Consider the following 15,423-nt stretch of genomic DNA (forward strand, 5'->3'; position numbering starts at 1 on the left):
ATCCGCTCAGGCGGTTTCGGCGGCGGCGGCGACGCTCAGCAGCACATCGCCATCACCCACCTGACTGCCCGCGGCGAAATTGACCTCTGTCACCGTGCCGTCAAGGGGGGCGGTGATCGTGTGCTCCATCTTCATCGCCTCGAGCACCATCAATGCCTGACCGCTTGTCACCTTGTCCCCGACGGCGACAGACACCTGGGTGACAAGCCCCGGCATCGGCGCACTCAGGCTGCCGCTTGCGGCGCCCGTGCCGGGGCCGGCCGCGCCGGGCTCGTCCAGCAGCAGAAGATGCGCGCGGCCGGCGTGAAACACGCTGCGCCTGTTGCCGTCATGGCAGACCACGGTGGCTTGCAGCCGCTGCCCGTCAAGTTCGGCGACAAGATCGCCATCGGACGCCCGCGCCGCGCGCGCCGTGCAGCGCCCGCCGGGCAGATCCAGCGTGTAGGCATCAGGGCCGAAACGCACGCCGACGCGGTGCCGGGCCTCGCCGTCAAGAAAGGTGAAGGCGCGAAAGGCATGTCCGTTCATCCTCCAGCCGGTGGCCAGGTGCCAGGGGGAGCTGGGATCGGCGCCGGCACGGGCCTGCGCGGCAGCCTCTTGGCGCGCGTGCTCAAGCAGGTCGAGCACCGCGAGCGCCAGCACCGCGTCGCTGGCGCCCGCGCGCACCGGAACCAGCGCGTCGCGGTGGTTGTCGATGAAATGCGTGGTCAGCGCGGCTCGGGCAAAGGCGGGATGCGCGGCAACCCGCGACAAAAAGGCCAGATTGGTCGCCGGGCCAACGATCTGATACCCGGCAAGCGCCGCGCGCAACCGGTGCAGCGCCGCGGCGCGGTCCGGCCCCCAGACCACCAGCTTTGCGATCATCGGGTCGTAATGGATGCTTACCGCGTCGCCCTCAACGATGCCGCTGTCGATGCGCAGCCCCTCGGTTTCAGGCGGTGTGCGCAGGTGATGGATGCGCCCGGTCGAGGGCAGGAAATCGCGCTCGGGGTCTTCGGCATAGATGCGGGCCTCGAAGGCGTGGCCGCGCACCGCCAGATCGGCCTGCGCGCAGGGCAGCGTGCCGCCTGCGGCCACCCCAAGCTGCCATTCCACCAGGTCCTGGCCGGTGATCATCTCGGTCACCGGGTGTTCGACCTGCAGGCGGGTGTTCATCTCGATGAAGAAGAACGCCCCGTCCTGATAGAGGAACTCGACCGTGCCGGCCCCGACATAGCCCACCGCATGCGCGGCGGCTATGGCGGCCTCGCCCAGACGGGCGCGCACATCCTCGGGCAGGCCGGGCGCGGGGGCTTCCTCGATCACCTTCTGGTGGCGGCGCTGGAGCGAGCAGTCGCGCTCGAACAGGTGCACATAGTTTCCGTGGCTGTCGCCAAAGACCTGCATCTCGACATGGCGCGGGCGTTCCAGCAGCTTTTCGATCAGCATCGTATCATCCCCGAAGGCGGCGCAGGCCTCGCGCCGTGCGCCGGCCAGCGCCTCGGGCAAGTCGGCCGCCGCGCGCACGATGCGCATGCCCTTGCCGCCGCCGCCCGCGCTGGCCTTGACCAGCACCGGATAGCCGATGTCATCGGCCGCGCGGGACAGGGTCGCGTCGTCCTGATCGCTGCCGTGATAGCCCGGCACCAGCGGCACGCCGGCGCTTTCCATGATCCGCTTGGATTCGGATTTAGAGCCCATCGCGCGGATCGCCGCCGGCGGCGGGCCGATGAAGGTGATCCCTGCCGCCGCGCAGGCCTCGGCGAACTCGGCGTTTTCAGACAGAAAGCCATAGCCCGGATGCACCGCCTGCGCGCCAGTGCGCTGGCACGCGGCGATCACCGCGTCATGGCGCAGATAGCTGTCGCGCGCCGCGGCCGGGCCAATGCGCACCGCCTCGTCGGCCATGCGCACATGCAGTGCATCGGCATCGGCGTCTGAACAGACCGCAACCGTGGCCACCCCCAGGCGCCGCGCGGTGCGGATGATACGGCAGGCGATTTCGCCGCGATTGGCGATCAGGATCTTGTCGAACACGCGGTTTCAGCCCCCAGTCCAGGAAGGTTTGCGTTTATCCAGAAAGGCGGTGAGCCCCTCCTGCCCCTCGGGCGAGACCCGGATCGCGGCAATGCGTTGTGCGGTATCATCCAGCAGCGCGCCGTCGATGGGCCGGAAGGCCACTGCCTCGATCAGCGCCTTGGCCTGGGCCAGCGCCTGCGGGCCGCCTTGCAGGAGTGCGTCGCACAGGGCCTCGGTCGCCGCGTCCAGATCCTCGGCCAGCTCATGCACAAGGCCCAGCCGGTGGGCCTCGGCGGCAGAAAACCGCTCGGCGCTCAGGAAATAGCGGCGGCAGGCGCGCGGGCCGATGGCCGCCGCCACATGCGGCGAGATCGCCGCCGGGATCAGGCCCAGCCGCACCTCGGACAGGCAGAAACTGGCGCGCGGGCTGGCCAGCGCGATGTCGCAGGCCGCGACCAGCCCGACACCGCCGCCGAAGGCCGCGCCCTGCACCCGCGCGATCACCGGCTTGGGACAGGTGGCGATCGCCTCGAGCATATCGGCCAGGGCGCGCGCATCCGCGGCATTCTCTTCGGCGCTGTAGCCGGCCATGCGGCGCATCCAGTTCAGATCGGCGCCCGCCGAAAAGCTTTTGCCACTTGCGGCCAGCACCACCACGCGCACAGACGCATCCGATGCCAGTGCACGAAATGCCTGCGCCAGCCGGGCGATCAGGGCATCGTCAAAGGCATTGTGCAGCGCGGGCCGGTTGAGCGTGAGCGTGCAGATACCACGCGCATCGGTGGAACTGAGCAGGGTGTCGTCATTCATGGCCTGACCTCGCAAAACAGCATGGCGTTACATCCGGAAGACACCATAGCGCGTTTCTTCAACCGGGGCATTGAGCGCCGCCGACAGCCCCAGCCCCAACACCATGCGGGTATCGGCCGGGTCGATCACCCCGTCATCCCACAACCGCGCACTGGCGTAATAGGGGTGACCCTGGGTTTCGTATTGCGCGCGGATCGGGGCCTTGAAGGCCTCTTCCTCCTCAGGGCTCCAGTTGCCGCCGCGCCCCTCGATCCCGTCGCGGCGCACGGTGGCCAGAACGGTCGCGGCCTGCTCGCCCCCCATGACCGAAATGCGCGCATTGGGCCACATCCACAGAAAGCGCGGGCCATAGGCGCGCCCGCACATGCCGTAATTCCCCGCCCCGAACGAGCCGCCCACGATCATCGTGAGCTTCGGCACCGAGGCGCAGGAAACAGCGGTGACCATCTTGGCCCCGTCCTTGGCGATGCCGCCGGTCTCGTATTTGCGCCCGACCATGAAGCCTGTGATGTTTTGCAAGAATATCAGCGGGATACGGCGCTGATTGCACAGCTCCACGAAATGCGTGCCCTTGAGCGCGCTTTCCGAAAACAGGATGCCGTTATTGGCCACGATCCCCACCGGCATCCCGAACAGCCGGGCAAAGCCGCAGATCAGCGTCGTGCCGTATTGCGCCTTGAACTCATCCAGCCGCGAGCCATCGACCACGCGCGCGATCACCTCGCGGATATCAAAAGGCTTGCGCGCATCGGCAGGGATGACGCCATGCAGTTCAGCGGGGTCGTAGGCCGGTGCCTCGGCGGGCCCGAGCGCGATACCGGGCCGTTTCTCGCGGTTGAGGTTGGCGACGATGCGCCGGGCGATGGCCAGCGCGTGATCGTCATCCTCGGCCAGGTGGTCAGTCACACCAGAGGTGCGACAATGCACATCGGCGCCGCCCAGATCCTCGGCGCTGACCACTTCGCCGGTGGCGGCCTTGACCAGCGGCGGGCCGCCCAGAAAGATCGTGCCGGTGCCGCGCACGATGATGCTTTCGTCGCACATCGCGGGCACATAGGCGCCGCCGGCGGTGCAACTGCCCATCACCACGGCGATCTGGGGGATGCCGCGCGCGCTCATCTGTGCCTGGTTGTAGAAGATGCGGCCGAAATGGTCCTTGTCGGGGAAAACCTCGTCCTGCAGCGGCAGGAAAGCGCCGCCCGAATCCACCAGATAGAGGCAGGGCAGGTTGTTCTCGAGCGCGATTTCCTGCGCGCGCAGGTGTTTCTTGACGGTCAGCGGGTAATAGGTGCCGCCCTTCACCGTCGCGTCATTGGCCACGATCATGCATTCCGCGCCCATGACGCGCCCGATCCCGGTGATCAGCCCCGCCGCGGGCACCTCGTCGCCCGCATAGACGCCATGCGCGGCCAGTTGCGACAGTTCCAGAAACGGTGCACCAATGTCGAGCAGCCGGGTGATGCGGTCGCGCGGCAGCAGTTTGCCGCGGGCCTCGTGGCGCGCCCGCGCAGCCTCGCCGCCGCCCAGGGCGATGCGGTCCACGGTCTGGCGCAGGTCGTCCACCAGCGCGGTCATGTGCTCGCGATTGGCGGCAAAGGCCTCGGAGCGCGGGTTTATCAGCGAAGTGATGGCAGTCATGCGGGCATGGTCCGTCCTGAATGGCTGGCTTTCGGGGTTACGGGCGGCATCGGCACCTCACATCATCAGCCCGGGCAGCCACAAGGTCAGCTGCGGAAAGGCGATCAGCATCAGCAGCACCACCATCTCAACCGCGATGAAGGGCAAGAGCCCGCGGAAAATCTTGCGCAGCGGCACCTTGGTCTGGGCGGAGGTGACATAGGCATTCAGCCCCAGCGGCGGCGTCAGCAGGCCGATCTCGACGGTCTTGGTGACGATGATGCCGAACCAGATCGCATCGAAGCCCAGCGCCATCGCGGCGGGGAACGCCAGCGGCATGGCCAGCGACAGGATCGCAAGCTGGTCCATCAACATGCCCATTACCAGCAGGATCAGCACCATGATCGCCAGGATCGTCCAGCGCGACAGCTCGGTTTCGGCCAGGGCCACCAGAATGGCCTGCGTAACACCGGTGAAGGCGAGGTAATTGGCAAAGATCGACGAACACACGATGATCGCGATGATCATCACCGTCGCCCGGATCGCCCGGCTGAGCGAACTGCCCAGCGCACTCATCTTCAGCGTGCGCTGGCACAACACGATCAGGAATGCGCCCAGAACGCCCAGGCCCGCCGCCTCGGTCGGCGAGGTCAGCCCGCCATAGATCGCCCCGATCACCGCAAGGATCAGCAGCACCATCGGGATCACATTGCCGCTGACGCGGACCGCATGACCCAGCCTGAAAGGCTCGCCCTTGGGGGCGTAATCGGTGCGCTCGGCGATGATCTTGATCACCACCACAAGCCCCAGCGCCGTCAGCAGCCCCGGCACGATCCCGGCGATGAACAGCCGGCCGATCGAGGTTTCGGTCAGCACGCCGTAAACCACCAGCACGATGCTGGGCGGCACCACCACGGCAAGCGTGCCGCCCACGCTGACCACCGCGGCGGCCAGCCGGTCATCATAGCCGTGGCGGCGCATCTCAGGGAACGCCGAAGAGGCCATCGCCGCAGTCGAGGCGGTGGAACTGCCAACCAGAGCAGCCAGCAGCACCGAGGCCCCCACCGTGGCCATTGCCAGCCCGCCCTTCACATGCCCGATCCAGGCCTGGCAGGCGATGATGGCGCGGCGCGTCACATCGCCCGAGGTCAGGATCTCGGCCATCAGGATGAACAACGGGATCGCCACCAGGATGAAGGAGGACGATTTGTCGAAAAACGCCCGGTCCAGCACCGAAAGCGCCGGCATTGGCCCCAGTTGCATGGCCAGCCCGACAAAGCCGGTGATCCCCATCGCGAAGGCGATCGGCATCCGCAACACCATCAGGATGGCCAGCACGATCAGCAGGAGAAAGAAGGTCAGCATCCGGCCTCGCAGTCGGGGTGAGAGGGGGGCGCGGCAGGGATTGCCGCGCCCGAGGGTTCAGGTGAGTGGTGGCCTGGCTGCTCAGCCGCCGGTCAGTTCGCGGTAACGCGCCAACACGGCGCGGGCCGTGTCGCTGCCGCGTCCGATCCGGTTGACCCAGTCTTCCGCAACCTCGGTCATCGCCTCGGTCAGCGCGGCGAGTTCCTCGTCGCTCAGGCTGTAGATCTCGACCCCTTGCGCGGCCCAGTCGGCCAGGAAACCCGCGATCGATTCATCCTGCGCGCGCGCGACATGAATGGCGGTTTCGTTCCCCTGCTCGATCATGGCCTGCTGCACCTCTTCGGGCAGGGCCTCGAACATGTCCTTGCGGGCGACCATGACAAAGCTGTAGCCGCCGAACGAGCCGTTTTCCGAAATATGGGTCACGACCTCCTGCAGGTTGTAGGCCGCGACCGAGGCCAGCGGGAACAGGATGCCGTCCAGCCGCCCGCGTTCGACCGCGGTGTAGACCTCGGGGCCGGGGATCGAGACCCCCACGCCGCCAAGGCTGCGCGCGGTCATCGCCTGGGTGGAGCCTGATGTGCGGATATTCAGGTTGGCCCAGTCCTCGGGCATTCCAAGCCGCTTTTGCGCCAGCACCTGATAAGGCGGCAGCACAAAGCCGAACAGCGGCACCACCCCTGTTGCAAGGATCTCGTCGCGCAGCGGCCCCTCGGCCAGCATCTCCTGGATCGCTTCTGTGCCCTCCACCGCGCTGCCATAAAAGCCCGGCAGGCCAACGACCGAGTTCATCGGCAGGGTTTCCCCGTGATAGATGGTGCCCACCAGCGCCACATCGAGAATGCCGCTTTCCACCGCATCGAGCAGCGCCGCGGCGCGTGCGGCCTGCTCCGACGGGAAATGCTGGAACGTGACGGCGCCGCCGGTGGCCTCTTCGACGGCGGCGATCCAGCGGGTCGTGCCCTCTTTCGACACGATATGCGTGGTTGACTGGAAATCGCCAAGCCGCAGTTGTTGCGCCTGGGCGAGGCCTGCGGACAACGCCATCGCGCAGGCCGCCATGCTGGCTAGGGTTTTTACAAGTTTCATCTGGTTCTCCTCCCTGGAAACTCTGGAATCGTAGTGGGGTTTTGTCAGACCGGGGCGTCTGCTGCGCCTTTCCTTCTGACGGTCTCGAATATCAGCCGCAGGGCAAGCACCCCGCAGCCGATCGGCACGACGACATAGGCCCAGCCCAGAGGCCAATCCATGACGCCGAAATCAATGTCGCCACGCCGGAACGCCCGATGCGCAAAACGCCAGGACATCCACGTCACAGCCACGAAAAAGCTGGCCGAAAGCGCCAGGATCAGCCGGCGCAGAAGGTCGGGGATCTTTTCCTCGGCGATGATGTCGAGCGCGAGATGCCCGCCATCGCGGAACACCCGCGCCAGCGACAACGTGGCAAGCGCGGGCATCAGGTAAAGCTCGGTCACTTCGAACTGCATCTGTACCGGGCGGCCAAGGAACAGCCGCATCAGGATGTCGGCATTGAGCAGCAGGACCACGCAGACAAGCGCGGCGCAGCCGATCGCGTGCAGCGCATCCTCGATCACCGAAAGCGGCTTCTCGATCCATTGCATGGCTTGCCCTCCTCTCTGATGCCCGCGTGTCGTTCAGCCCTTTCGCGACGGCAACGCGACCACCGCCGAGCCGATGGCCGACAATTCGCCATCCTGGTTCTCGGCCCGCTGGTCGATCTCGACCAGGTGGCGCCCGCCCTCCTCGAACTTGCGGGTCACGGTGCCGTTGATCAGGATCACGTCGCCTTCGGGATTGTGCCGCCGGACCTGGCATTTCGACTGCGCGAGAAAGCCGTCATCACCCATCCAGTTGGTCACCTGATGGGTCAGCCACGAACAGCGCTCCGGTCCGTAGTCATAGGCGCCGGGCGCACCGACTTCGAGCGCGAATTCCTCGTCCCAATGCACCCGCTCGGGGCAGTCGGGGATGCCGAAACGGTTCTTGATGCCGGCGCCGGGGTGCTTTTGCTGCAACTGCCAGGCCAGCTTGTTGGCGCGGATGTAAAGCCCGCCCCAGCCCTGCGCATAGGCGATGAAGCCCGTCACCGTCATCGGCCCCTTGACCATGGTGGGCAGGGCCTCGCCCTCGGTCACGTCCTCCCAGTGGCGGGGAGTGGCGCCGCGGATCTCCTCGGCCTCATAATGCTTGTAGAAGCTGTCGAGTTCTTCCTGGGTATAGACGCGCGGCTCGCGGGCGCGGGCCTCGGTGTATTTGGTGCCGCTCTCGCGGGCCTGGTCGCGGTCGGTGCGGAAGCACCAGCTGTCGGCCTCGGCCAGCATGTCGCCCGATTTGGCGTCATAGAAATCGACGTGATAGGTCTGCTGGATCGCGCGACCGGCAAAGCGGGTGTCGTGCTCGACCAGATCCTTGAGATAGGCCTCGGTGCGCACTTCGGTGTTGCGGGCGACGGGCTTGTGCCATGTCCAGTCGGCGCCCGACCACATCGCATGTACCCCCGGCAGCCCGCCGACATAGCCCGAGATGATCCGGCTGGTCGCGAACAGAAAGCTGGGCAGCGCGATGACATCGCCGTATTGCGTGCCGCGCGCATATTCCGGGTCGCACCACAGCGGGTTGTCGTCACCGATGCCGTGGGCGTAGTGGCGGATGTTGTCGCGCGTGGCTTCATAGCACCAGGGTTCGACCGTCTTTTCGATCTTGACGCCGATGCGCTTGCTCAGGTCCTCGAGCCCCTCGGGGGTGATCTTGGGAAATTTCCGGTGCAGGACTTGGTTCATTGCTTCCTCCATGACGATTCCATGCCGGGCTGCGCTCAGTGGGCGCCGGCGGCTTGCCGGGCCTCTGCGTCGCGCAGCGCCTTGCGATTGACCTTGCCCGCCGGGGTCTTTGGCAGATCGCTGACAAAGGCAATCTGGCGGGGGTATTCGTGTTTGCTGAGATTGCTGCGCACGAGGTCCTGGATCTCGGCATCCAACCCCTCGGTCGCCTTGCCCTTGAGCACGACGAAGGCCTTGACCACCTGGCCGCGCAATTCGTCAGGCACGCCGATGGCGGCGGCCTCGGCAACCTTGGGATGGCGCAGAATGGCGTCTTCGATCTCGACCGCGCTCATTGTCCAGCCGGCCGAGATGATGACATCATCGGCCCGGCCCGCGTGATAGAAATAGCCGTCTTCGTCGACGCGCCCCAGATCCTTGGTGGCCAGCCATGCGCCGCGCTTGCGCACCATCAGCTCGCCCGTGACGCCCGGCCCGGCGTCGCGGCCCTGTGCATCCTGCACGGCCACCTCGACTCCCGGCACAGGTTTGCCCAGTGACCCTTCGCGCACCTCGAAATCGGGCGCGCCGGGGTAATTGGCCAGGATCACGCCGATCTCGGTCGTGCCATACATGCTGCACACCTGGGTGCCGAACAGCGCCTGGACATAGCGCGCGGTTTCGCTGTCGATTGGCTCGCCGGTGAAGGAAAGCTTCTCGACCGCATAGCGGAAGGTCTCGGCCTCGCCGGAATTGCGGATCATCCGGTAATGCGTCGCCGCGGCCGACATGTTGGTGATGGCGAAATCCTGCATGGCGCGGGTCAGGCGCACTGCGTCAAACCTGCCGCTGAAGGTGCCGGTCGAGACGCCCAGCGCCAGCGGCGCCAGTGTGCCATGCCACAGCCCGTGCCCCCAGGCCGGCGAGGACGGGCAGAAGAACCGGTCGCCAGGGCGGATGCCGGTGGCATAGAGCGCCGCCACCATCAACGTCACCAGCGAGCGGTGGTTGTGGCGCACCGCCGCGGGCAACAGCCGCGTGGTGCCCGAGGTGTATTGCAGCACCGCCAGATCGTCGCCCGAGGTGTCGCAGTCAAAGCTTTGCGGCAAGTCCTCAAGCGACGTCAGATAGGCCCGGTCAGCCACCACCAGCCCCTTGACCCCGGCCTCGCGGGCATCGGCGGATTTTTCGGCGTTGGTGAAGAATATCTCGGGCGCGCAATCATCGACGCGCAGGCGGATGCCATCGGGGCCGAACAGCGTGAACATCGGCACCGCCACCGCGCCGGCCTTCATCGCGCCAAAAAGCGTGCAGTAGAACGGCAGCGAGGGCTCGATCATCACGGCCACACGGTCGCCCCGGCTGATCCCGCGGCGCACCAGGTCATGCGCGACCTGGGCCGAGCGGTGGCTGATTTCGGCAAAGGTGATGAATTCGTCGCTGCCATCGGCATGGGCGATGCGCAGCGCGACCGCGTCGCCCTTCACATGCCGGTCGATACACTCATGCGCGATGTTGAGGCGCTCGCGCGTCCCGTCGAACAGCGCCCAGAGCGCGGCGTTCGAAAAATGTTCGTGGGCATCGGCGTATGACGTGAAATCGGTCAGGCGCGTCATCTGTTCGGTTTCCTCCTCGATCAGCGGCGCCGAAGAGACCCGACAGCCACATTGACAAGGCTAGGTGGCTGCGCACAGTATTGTCAATACGCTTTATTCATTGTATATAGACAACAACACGCAGGTCAAAACGGTAGGGAACACCATGTCAGAAACCCGGAAAACCGTTCGAAAACGAGAGGTTCCAGCCGTCAGCCGGGCTGTCGCCATCTTGCGGCAACTCGGCCGTTCCGATGATCCGGTGGGGGTGAATCAGCTGGCGCGCGATCTGGGAATCGTTCCCAGCACCTGCCTGCACATCCTGCGCGTTCTGCAAGACGAGGGGCTTGTGGCGATGGACCCGGAAAGCAAGCGCTACACCATCGGGCTGGGGGTCTTGTCGCTGGCGCGCGCCGCACTCAGGCGCAACGCCTTTCCGGCCCTGATCCAGCCGCGGCTGACCGAACTGTCGGACCAATTCGGCATGACCTGCATCGCCACCCAGATGATCGACACCTGGCACATGATCGTGGTGGCGCTGTCGCAAAGCAATCTGCCGTTCCAGCTTCAGGTCGATCTGGGCAGCCGCTTTCCCGCGCTGATCAGCGCCACGGGCCGCTGTTTCGCAGCCTTCAACCAGATCCCCCGCGCCGAGCTGGAAACCCGCTTCAACCGGTTGAGCTGGGATCACCCGCCCGCCTTCGACATCTGGCTGCAAGAGGTCGCGCAGGTGCGCGAAACCGGCTTTGCGGTGGACGCGGGCAGTTATATCTCGGGCGTCACGGTTGTCGCGGTGCCCTTCCTCGACGAGGCCGGCCATATGACCCGCAGCATGGTTGCCATCGGTATATCGGAGCGGGTCCGCGAAACCGGGATCGACACCATCGCGCAGGCGCTGCTTGGCGTGCGCGACGATGTCGCCCGCCTGCAGCCCGGCATGACCTGAGCCGCATGAAACGAAAGGATACCCCGTGACCGACACCACCCCCGGCTGGCGCAAGCTGAGCGCCGGCGGCTTCATGGATCATATCGGCCCGCTCGAGGCCCGGCGCGACGCGGAGGGCTGGCGCTATGCGCTCGACACCGGCCCCGCACATGCCAACCCGGTGGGAATGATCCATGGCGGCGTCATCGCCGGGTTGCTCGACCATGCCATCGCCCTGGCCGCGTGGGAAGCCGCCGAGCGGGTGCCCGCGGTGACAGTGCAGCTCGACACCCGCTATCTGGGCGCAGCGAAACCGGGCGACCGGCTGGAGGCCACGACCCGCCTGCGCCACCGCACGGGCAGTCTGCTGTTTCTCGACGCGACGCTCAGCACGGGCGGGCGCTACGTCGCGGCGGCCACGGCAGTGATGAAACTGGCAAAGCAGAACGGGGGCCGGGATGGCTGAAACGAACGACGACACGGGCCGCAAGGGGCCGCTGGCCGGGCTGCGCGTGCTGGATTTCTCGCGCATCCTGTCGGGGCCATATGCCACGATGGTGCTGGCCGACATGGGCGCCGAGATCATCAAGATCGAGCCCATCTCGGGAGGCGACGAAACCCGCGGCTTTCCCCCCTTTCAGGGGCCCTTGAGCCATTATTACATCGCGCTCAACCGCTGCAAGCAGAGCGTCGCGCTCGACCTGAAATCGGATCGCGGCCGGCAGGTCGCACGCGAGCTTGCGCGGGAATGCGACATCGTGGTCGAAAACTTTCGCCCCGGCGTGATGGACCGCCTCGGGCTGGGCCATGACGTGCTGCTGGCCGACAACCCGCGGCTGATCTACTGCGCGATCTCGGGCTTCGGGGCCGACAGCCCGCTGAGCGACAAGCCTGCCTTCGACATTGTCGCGCAGGCGCTTTCGGGCGCCATGAGCATCAACCGCGAGCCAGGCGCCGCACCCAACAAGCTGGGCCTGCCGATGGGCGACATGGCGGGCAGCATATTCGCGGTGTTCGGCATACTGGCCGCCCTACATGAACGCCACAGCACCGGTCGGGGAGGCCGGGTCGATGTGGCGATGCTGGATTCGCTGATGGCGATGCTGGGCTATCTGGCGCAGATATTCCTTGTCACCGGTCAGGCGCCGCAGCCGGTGGGTACGCGCCACCCCAGCATCGTGCCCTATGGCGCCTTTCCCACGCGCGACGGGCATGTCATCGTGGCCTGCCTGACCGAACGGTTCTGGCATAATTTCGCGGCCTGCCTGGACATGCCCGAACTGGCGCAAGACCCACGGTTCGCGCTCTATCACGACCGGCTGGCCAATCGCGACGCGCTCGAGGCGCTGATCGAGGCCCGGATGACGCGCGACGACACCGATTTCTGGCTGGCGCGGCTTGACAGGTTCGACGTGCCCAACGCCCCGATTCTGGATGTCGCGCAGGCGCTCGAGCAGGCCCATGTCACCGCGCGCGGGTTGATCGAGACCGTGGCCCATCCGCTGGTCGGTGACATCCGGCTGGTGCGCGGCCCGGTGCGCTTTGACGGCGCCGGCCCGGCGCCCGCCGTGCCGCCATCGCTGCTGGGCGCGGATGCGGAGGCCGTACTGTCGGGCGTGCTGGGCTATGGGACGGCCGAGATCGAGGCGCTACGCGGCGCGGGCGTGATCGGCCCCGCCCCGGAAACCGGCGGGACACCCCGTGGCGTTTCGAATTCTCGCTGACCCCCTTGAGCCGCCGTGAATATTTCGCGCACGCGGTTGCGGGCCGGAAGACCCCCCGTCAACCTTTGCCGGGGTCGTTTCCGGCCCGTTCCAAGCCGCCCGCGCGCGGGCTCAGCCGAAGCGGCCGGTCACGTAATCCTGCGTGCGCGCAACCTCGGGCGCGGTGAAGACGCGCGTGGTGTCGCCATATTCGATCAGCCGGCCCAGATACATGAAGGCCGTGTTGTCTGACACCCGCGCGGCCTGCTGCATGTTGTGGGTGACGATGACGATGGTGTATTGCCCGCGCAACTGGTCGATCAATTCCTCGATCTTGGCCGTCGCGATCGGGTCGAGCGCCGAGCACGGCTCATCCATCAGCAGCACCTCGGGGTCGGCGGCGATGCCGCGCGCAATGCACAGCCGCTGCTGCTGGCCGCCCGACATGCCCAGCGCGCTCTCATTCAGGCGGTCCTTCACCTCGTCCCACAGCGCGGCAGAACGCAGGGCGCGCTCGCAGGTCTCGTTCAGGAGCGCCTTTTTCGTGACCCCGTCCACACGCAGCGGGTAGACCACATTGTCAAAGATCGACATGGCGAACGGGTTGGGCTTTTGAAACACCATGCCCATGCGCTTGCGCAATGCGATCACATCCACGCCGGGGCCGTAGATGTCGAAATCATTGGTGCGGATCTCGCCCTCGATGCGCAGATCGTCGATCAGGTCGTTCATGCGATTGAGGCAGCGCAGAAGCGTTGACTTGCCGCAGCCCGAAGGGCCGATCAGCGCCGTGACCTGGCCCTTCTGGATTTCCATGTCGATGCCGTGCAGCGCCTGGGTCTTGCCATACCACAGGTTGAAGTCGCGGATGTCGAGCGCGACGCCCTCATCGCTTTTCCTGATATGCACGGCGGTGGGGCCGAAGGCGGGTGCACCGGTATCGGTGGCGGCGGGCGTTGCGGCGGTTGTGGTGCTCATATCAGACCTCATCAGAATTGCGCGCCGGCGTATTTGCGCTTGAGCCGGTTGCGGACGACGATTGCGGTGGCGTTCATGGTCACAATCAGCGCCAGAAGCAGCAGCGTGGTGACAAAGACCATCGGCTTGCCCGCCTCGGAGTTGCGCGACTGGAAGCCCACGTCGAAGATGTGGAAACCCAGATGCATGAAGCTGCGATCCAGGTGGATGAAGGGGTAGAAGCCGTCGATCGGCAACGCTGGGGCCAGCTTGACCACCCCCACCAGCATCAATGGCGCCACCTCGCCTGCCCCGCGCGCCATGGCCAGGATCATGCCGGTCATGATGCCCGGCAGCGCCTTGGGCAGCACCACGTAGCGGATCGTCTGCCATTTCGACGCGCCGCACGCCAGCGAGCCCTCGCGCATGGAGCGCGGCACGGCGGCCAGCGCCTCCTCCGAGGCCACGATCACCACCGGCACGGTCAGGAGCGCCAGCGTGAGCGAGGCCCACAGAATGCCCCCCTTGCCGAAGGTCGGGTTGGGCAGCGATTCTGGATAGAAAAGCTGGTCGATGGTGCCGCCCATGGTGTAGGCGAAGAAACCCAGCCCAAAGACCCCGTAAACAATGCTGGGCACACCGGCCAGATTGTTGACTGATATTCGAACAATCGAGGTCAGCCGCCCCTGTTTGGCGTATTCGCGCAGGTAAAGCGCGGTGATCACGCCGAAGGGGGCCACGAAGACCACCATCAGAAGCGTCATGGCAACAGTGCCGAAAATGGCGGGCAGAACGCCGCCCTGGGTGTTGGCCTCGCGCGGTTCGGTCGAGACGAACTCCCACCAGCGCGAGAAATAAATGCCCAGCTTGTCACTCCAGCCCAGCGCATTGGCGGGGTAGAAGCGCACGATCTGGCTGAGTTCGGTTTCGCGGCTCTCGCCGTTCACTTCCTCAAGCGTGACGCGATAGCGCCTGTCCTCGGCGCGGATCGCGTTGACGCGGGCCTGCAACTCATTGAATTCGGCCTGGTAGCTGTCGATTTTGGCGCGGGCCTCGGCGATCAGTGCCGCGCCGGTTTCCGACTCGGCCCCGTGGCGCAGCTCGGCCCGGCGGATGGCGAGGCGTTCCTGCTCGATGCGGTAGTTCAGCGCGCCGATCTCGCCGCGCTCGATCCGGCGCAACTCGCGAAAGCGTTCGCGCGCGGCGCTTTGTTCGCGCTGCATCAGGGCATGGTCGAATGCGACAGGCACATCGTCGATCACCAGCCCACCGACGCGCCCGACGAAGGTGCCCCATTGCTGGCGCTCGAACAGTATGTAATCGGGCGGATAGGTGACTTCCGCCACCTCGAAATCCGACACCCAGCGGAAATCATCGCCATAGATGTCGTAATTGGCGGTCTTGTAGAGGGTGCGGTCGGAAAAGCCCTCGTTTGTCTCGACAAAGGCGCGCTGCGCGTCGCTGAGCGTGACCAGCACGTTTTCGCCGGGCCGGTAACGGCCGCTGCGCGTGGGCTCGCCCGCCAGCAGCGTGCCGTCGCGCAGCTCGACCTGGGCGATGGGCTTGGGCCAGAAGGTGGTAATGCCGTTCCATGTCACCATGAACAGGAACCCGGCGATCAGGATCACCCCCAGCGCCAGCGCGCCGCCGAAGGCCCAGAGCGCAGGCTCGCC

At 66.2% G+C, this 15,423-nt stretch carries 13 protein-coding genes; 3 read left to right on the plus strand and 10 right to left on the minus strand.

The features are described from left to right. Window positions 1-6: 6 nt before the first annotated feature. The 8 genes from DQ229_RS00595 to DQ229_RS00630 form a co-directional block, all read right to left on the minus strand. Window positions 7-2,016 (minus strand): acetyl/propionyl/methylcrotonyl-CoA carboxylase subunit alpha, encoded by a 2,010-nt coding sequence (locus DQ229_RS00595; RefSeq protein ID WP_114964333.1) that lies wholly within the window; start codon window positions 2,014-2,016, stop codon window positions 7-9. A 6-nt stretch (window positions 2,017-2,022) separates the two neighbouring features. Further along, window positions 2,023-2,808 (minus strand): enoyl-CoA hydratase/isomerase family protein, encoded by a 786-nt coding sequence (locus tag DQ229_RS00600; RefSeq protein ID WP_114964334.1) that lies wholly within the window; start codon window positions 2,806-2,808, stop codon window positions 2,023-2,025. A gap of 27 nt (window positions 2,809-2,835) precedes the next feature. After that, window positions 2,836-4,446, minus strand: a complete 1,611-nt coding sequence (locus DQ229_RS00605) for a carboxyl transferase domain-containing protein (RefSeq protein ID WP_114964335.1) — start codon at window positions 4,444-4,446, stop codon at window positions 2,836-2,838. A 57-nt stretch (window positions 4,447-4,503) separates the two neighbouring features. After that, window positions 4,504-5,790 carry a TRAP transporter large permease gene (locus tag DQ229_RS00610; RefSeq protein WP_114964336.1) on the minus strand — a complete coding sequence of 429 codons (1,287 nt, stop codon included), beginning with the start codon at window positions 5,788-5,790 and terminating at the stop codon, window positions 4,504-4,506. Window positions 5,791-5,871: 81 nt separating this feature from the next. Then, complete coding sequence (locus tag DQ229_RS00615) at window positions 5,872-6,879, minus strand: TRAP transporter substrate-binding protein (RefSeq protein WP_114964337.1); 1,008 nt, start codon at window positions 6,877-6,879, stop codon at window positions 5,872-5,874. Window positions 6,880-6,923: 44 nt separating this feature from the next. After that, window positions 6,924-7,412: a TRAP transporter small permease gene (locus DQ229_RS00620; protein WP_114964338.1), complete on the minus strand. Its 489-nt coding sequence runs from the start codon at window positions 7,410-7,412 to the stop codon at window positions 6,924-6,926. Between the two features lie 33 nt (window positions 7,413-7,445). Beyond that, the gene (locus tag DQ229_RS00625; RefSeq protein ID WP_114964346.1) at window positions 7,446-8,591 is read right to left on the minus strand and encodes an FAS1-like dehydratase domain-containing protein; all 1,146 of its coding nucleotides are present in this window, start codon (window positions 8,589-8,591) and stop codon (window positions 7,446-7,448) included. A gap of 35 nt (window positions 8,592-8,626) precedes the next feature. After that, window positions 8,627-10,186, minus strand: coding sequence for an acetate--CoA ligase (locus DQ229_RS00630; RefSeq protein WP_114964339.1), 1,560 nt, complete (start codon window positions 10,184-10,186; stop codon window positions 8,627-8,629). Between the two features lie 145 nt (window positions 10,187-10,331). Between DQ229_RS00630 and DQ229_RS00635 the strand changes: the two genes are divergently transcribed. From DQ229_RS00635 to DQ229_RS00645, 3 genes are read left to right on the plus strand one after another with little or no spacing between them, the layout of a single operon-like run. After that, complete coding sequence (locus DQ229_RS00635) at window positions 10,332-11,111, plus strand: IclR family transcriptional regulator (RefSeq protein WP_114964347.1); 780 nt, start codon at window positions 10,332-10,334, stop codon at window positions 11,109-11,111. Between the two features lie 25 nt (window positions 11,112-11,136). Further along, the gene (locus tag DQ229_RS00640) at window positions 11,137-11,556 is read left to right on the plus strand and encodes a PaaI family thioesterase (RefSeq protein ID WP_238380905.1); all 420 of its coding nucleotides are present in this window, start codon (window positions 11,137-11,139) and stop codon (window positions 11,554-11,556) included. Further along, window positions 11,549-12,814: a CaiB/BaiF CoA transferase family protein gene (locus DQ229_RS00645; RefSeq protein WP_114964340.1), complete on the plus strand. Its 1,266-nt coding sequence runs from the start codon at window positions 11,549-11,551 to the stop codon at window positions 12,812-12,814. The genes DQ229_RS00640 and DQ229_RS00645 overlap by 8 nt, the downstream gene beginning before the upstream one ends. Before the next feature lie 111 nt (window positions 12,815-12,925). On the opposite strand, the gene pstB is transcribed toward DQ229_RS00645, so the two are convergent. After that, complete coding sequence (gene pstB / locus DQ229_RS00650; RefSeq protein WP_114964341.1) at window positions 12,926-13,771, minus strand: phosphate ABC transporter ATP-binding protein PstB; 846 nt, start codon at window positions 13,769-13,771, stop codon at window positions 12,926-12,928. 11 nt (window positions 13,772-13,782) lie between these two features. Further along, a partial coding sequence (pstA, locus tag DQ229_RS00655; protein ID WP_114964342.1) for a phosphate ABC transporter permease PstA occupies window positions 13,783-15,423 on the minus strand: 1,641 nt, incomplete at its 5' end.

The organism is Alkalilacustris brevis (assembly GCF_003350345.1).
Taxonomy (GTDB): domain Bacteria; phylum Pseudomonadota; class Alphaproteobacteria; order Rhodobacterales; family Rhodobacteraceae; genus Alkalilacustris; species Alkalilacustris brevis.